General features: G+C 45.3%; 4 protein-coding genes. 3 read left to right on the top strand and 1 reads right to left on the bottom strand.

The features are described from left to right. Positions 1–193 precede the first annotated feature (193 nt). The 3 genes from B092_RS0112360 (at position 194) to B092_RS0112350 (ending at position 2,773) form a co-directional block, all read left to right on the top strand. On the top strand, positions 194–400 hold the full coding sequence (locus tag B092_RS0112360; protein WP_018575542.1) for a hypothetical protein: 207 nt from the start codon (positions 194–196) through the stop codon (positions 398–400). Positions 401–518: 118 nt separating this feature from the next. After that, on the top strand, positions 519–1,856 hold the full coding sequence (brnQ, locus tag B092_RS0112355; protein WP_018575541.1) for a branched-chain amino acid transport system II carrier protein: 1,338 nt from the start codon (positions 519–521) through the stop codon (positions 1,854–1,856). A gap of 14 nt (positions 1,857–1,870) precedes the next feature. Further along, positions 1,871–2,773 carry a DMT family transporter gene (locus B092_RS0112350; protein ID WP_018575540.1) on the top strand — a complete coding sequence of 301 codons (903 nt, stop codon included), beginning with the start codon at positions 1,871–1,873 and terminating at the stop codon, positions 2,771–2,773. 75 nt (positions 2,774–2,848) lie between these two features. Here B092_RS0112350 and B092_RS0112345 read toward each other — a convergent pair whose 3' ends face one another. Continuing rightward, positions 2,849–3,805, bottom strand: a complete 957-nt coding sequence (locus B092_RS0112345; protein WP_018575539.1) for a 2-hydroxyacid dehydrogenase — start codon at positions 3,803–3,805, stop codon at positions 2,849–2,851. Between the last annotated feature and the right edge of the window lie 39 nt (positions 3,806–3,844).

The following is a 3,844-nucleotide window of genomic DNA, read 5'->3' as shown; positions in this document are numbered from 1 at the left end:
TTATTTTGTCGTTATCCATGTCAATACTCTCATCCTATCTATAGGTTATAAGATTAATTAAATATCGACATTTACACAAAGGATTTTATAGTCTCCCCAATGGGGTTGAGTGGTATCGTTCTGCTAATCTTAAAAATTCATAACGGCCTTAGTGATACAATCACTGAGGTCGTTTTTATTTGGTGATTTAACCATGTTCATTGTTATTCGCTACCTTTTTCTTTTACTCATTGTTTTTTGGGTGTTGCGATTCTTCAGCCGTACAGTTGATTTTTATTGGCGTCATACCATTGGGGCATTTTTTAACTGGTTAGGGGTCAATGGCGATCTGATGATGAAAATTATCATTGGTCTGAGTATTGGCGTCACTCTTTTATTTGCTCTCTATCAGTGGTTCTAGCGGCATCGCGCTAAGGGCGTGGGTTTTATCAAGTACATCTATCATTGCTATGAGATGCGCTTTTAATGTTATGTTAAAGGGCTCTTAAGTTAATCTTTTTAAGTTTCAAGTGGTTTTTATGTCAACACAAAAACAATCTCCATTGACATTATTTGTAGCAACGGGTTTAATGCTTTTCGCTTTATTCTTTGGTGCCGGTAATTTAATTTTTCCTGCCCATATGGGGCAGCAGGCGGGTGAGAGTTATTTTCAAGCTGTTTTAGGTTTTGTGCTTACCGGAGCCGGTTTGCCTATGCTGGGTATTTTAGCGATGGCCTATACCGGCGCACGTGATATACAGCAATTGGCGTCGCGTGTTACACCTTGGTTTGGCGTGTGCTTTGCCGTGGCTTTGTATCTTTCGATTGGTCCGCTATTTGCGCTGCCACGTACAGGAACCGTTGCCTTTGAGGTCGGTGTTAAACCGTTCTTGAGTGAGGGAGTGTCTGATTCCTTACTGTTGTTCGTATTTAGTGTGGCGTTTTTTGCCTTCGCTTATTTTTTAGCGATGAGCCCGGGCAAGTTAATCAATCGAATCGGTAAGATATTGACGCCAACACTTTTGCTCGCTATTGCGATTTTGGCGATAAAAATCATTGCCGATCCGATGGGCGGTTTGACAGAGCCGCAGGCTAACTTCCAAAGTCATCCCTTAGTTGAGGGCTTTTTGGCGGGTTATCAGACCATGGATGCATTGGCAGCGCTCGTGTTTGCCATTATTGTAATTGCTTCCCTGCAATCGGCAGGTGTGAGTAATAATCAGCAGCTGATGCGTATGACGATGGGCGCCGGTGTGCTGGCTGCCTTTTGCTTAGCGGTAGTGTATGGCTTGGTGACCTATATGGGTGCCAGCAGTGTTGAAGTGCTCGGTTGGTTAGATAATGGCGCCTTGGTGCTGTCAGGCATCGCAAGCCACTATTGGGGTACGCTCGGTCAGCTTCTTTTAATGATCATTATTTTCTTAGCGTGTTTGACGACGGCGGTCGGTTTGATTGCTGCATGTGCTGAATACTTTGCACGGTTACTTCCGCGTATTTCATATCAGGGCTATGCACTTATTTTTACCCTGATCTCATGTGTTTTAGCCAATAAAGGTCTAAGTGGCATTATCAGTTTTTCTATACCTGTTTTGATGTTGTTGTACCCACTGACCGTGGTGTTGATTTTATTGGTTTTCTCACACTCTATGTTTAAAGGCTACCATGCTGTTTATCTATGTACGATGGGCTTGACGTTTATTGTCGGCTTATTGGATGGCTGGAAAGCGGCGTTAGGCTTACCTGATGCAGTTAATGCTTTTTTAACTAATTATTTACCTTGGTATAGCATTGGTTTGGGTTGGATTGCACCGGCGTTGATTGGCTTTGTGCTTGGCATGATTTTAGTTGCTTGTGGTGCAAAAAAGAAAGTAGCTTAAGGTGCTGATGAGTAATGAATCACGGAGTTAACGATTATAGGCCGTTTGGAAAACCGGAATGGGCCTTAATGCTGATTACGGTTTTCTGGGGTGGTACCTTCCTCTTAGTACAATTAGCCTTGTCGATGAGTGACCCTTTCTTTTTTGTCGGGTTACGTTTTACTTGTGCTGCTTTTGCTATTGGCTTATGTTCTTGGCGTATCTTAAAGGGTGTGACTGTTCAAGAATTAAAGGCCGGTGCGTTAATCGGTGTTTGTATTTTCTTTGGCTATAGTTTGCAGACGGTTGGTTTGCAGACCATTCCCAGTAGTAAATCGGCTTTTATTACGGCGCTCTATGTGCCATTGGTTCCCTTATTGCAGTGGCTATTTCTGAAGCGTCGACCGACACATATGAATTTGCTGGGAATCGTCTTGGCGTTTGTCGGTTTGGCCCTGTTAGCAGGACCGGATGGACTTGGTGGCTCGGTGGTTGGTAAGGGTGAGCTACTAACTGCGTTGGGCGCGTTGGCCATATCCGCCGAAATTATTTTAATTAGTCGTTATGCCGGTAAATTAAATTTGCTGCGTGTGACGATTATTCAATTGATGGCGACAGCCTTGCTCGCTTTTGCGGTGTCAGGTGGGATGGGCGAGTCGGTACCACAGTTTTCATGGTATCTGGTTGGTATTGTGTTGTTGATGGGCTTAGCAAGTGCACTGATTCAAATGACCATGAATTGGGCCCAAAAGCATGTTTCTGCCACCCGTGCTACTTTAATTTATGCCGGCGAACCGGTATGGGGTGGGGTGATTGGTCGTTTGTACGGTGAGCGCTTACCCGCCTTAGCGTTTGTTGGTGCAGCGTTGATTGTGTTGGGTGTGATTATCAGTGAAGTTCGCTTTAAGAAGCCGAAGCGTCTGAAAAAACGTAGATAATGTATGTTTAGAGTGAAGCAGGTCGCTACCTAATACATCGGTAGCGACCTGTTTTGCTGTGCAGCTAAGTGCCAGTTAAGCGTAATTAGCCCAAGGAACGGCAACTTTGACCTCGCCGTGTTTGGAAAAATGGATAAAGTTTTCAATCGCTAAATCGCGCATTGCACCACGAGTTTCAATGGTGGCACTCGCGATGTGTGGACAGATAGTGACATTATCTAACTCAAAAAGAGCCTCAGGTACATGAGGTTCATTAACAAAAACATCGAGTCCTGCGCCGGCAATGGTTCTGCTTTGTAGCGCAGCAACGAGCGCGTCCTCATCAACGACGACACCGCGAGCAATGTTAATTAAATAGCCTTCAGGGCCTAGTGCTTCTAATACTTCCTGATTAATTAACTTTGCATTGCTAGGGCCGCCCGGCGTCGCGACAACAAGGAAGTCAGATTGTTTTGCGAGTTCAATGAGTGACTCGACATAACGATAGGGTACGTCAGTGCGTGGATTGCGGTTATGGTAAATAACATCCATACGGAAACCCTTGGCGCGTTCGGCAATCTCCATGCCAATACGGCCTAAACCGACAATGCCTAAACGCTTGCCGCTAACTTGTACGCCGAGCGGAAAGATACCCTCGGTAACCCAGCGACCTTCACGTACATAGCGATCGGAAGCGCTCACCTGACGGGCGCAGTCAAGCAGTAGGGCAAAGGCTAAATCAGCAACACAGTCATTTAATACATCGGGCGTATAGCCTAGGCGAATTTTGCGGCCGGTGATATAACTCTCGTCATAGGGGTCAAAGCCTACACCGAAACTGCTGATGACCTTTAGATTAGGTAGTGCATCAAGGAACTCAATGCTGACCTGTCGTGTGGCTGCGCCAAATAAAGCCTCCACTCGCTCTAATGTCTCTGCAGGTAAAGCTAAGCCCTCATCGAGACTCTTGATGCTGATAACGTCATAGTAAGGACTGAGTGCTGTGATATCTTGTTCAGTGGTGTTAAGTAAGCTTAGTAGGATAGGTTTCATAAAGATGTTGCGCGAGATACCCCGTCATTTATGGCGGGG

The sequence above is a fragment of the Oligella ureolytica DSM 18253 genome, assembly GCF_000373745.1.
Classification (GTDB): Bacteria; Pseudomonadota; Gammaproteobacteria; order Burkholderiales; family Burkholderiaceae_B; genus Oligella; species Oligella ureolytica.
This window is presented reverse-complemented; position numbering and strand designations above follow the sequence as displayed.

What these genes read in the sequence shown, in the direction of transcription:
- B092_RS0112360 (WP_018575542.1), top strand. Translation starts at nt 194, where the DNA reads ATGTTCATTGTTATTCGCTACCTTTTTCTTTTACTCATTGTTTTTTGG.
- brnQ (WP_018575541.1), top strand. Translation starts at nt 519, where the DNA reads ATGTCAACACAAAAACAATCTCCATTGACATTATTTGTAGCAACGGGT.
- B092_RS0112350 (WP_018575540.1), top strand. Translation starts at nt 1,871, where the DNA reads ATGAATCACGGAGTTAACGATTATAGGCCGTTTGGAAAACCGGAATGG.
- B092_RS0112345 (WP_018575539.1), bottom strand. Translation starts at nt 3,805, where the DNA reads ATGAAACCTATCCTACTAAGCTTACTTAACACCACTGAACAAGATATC.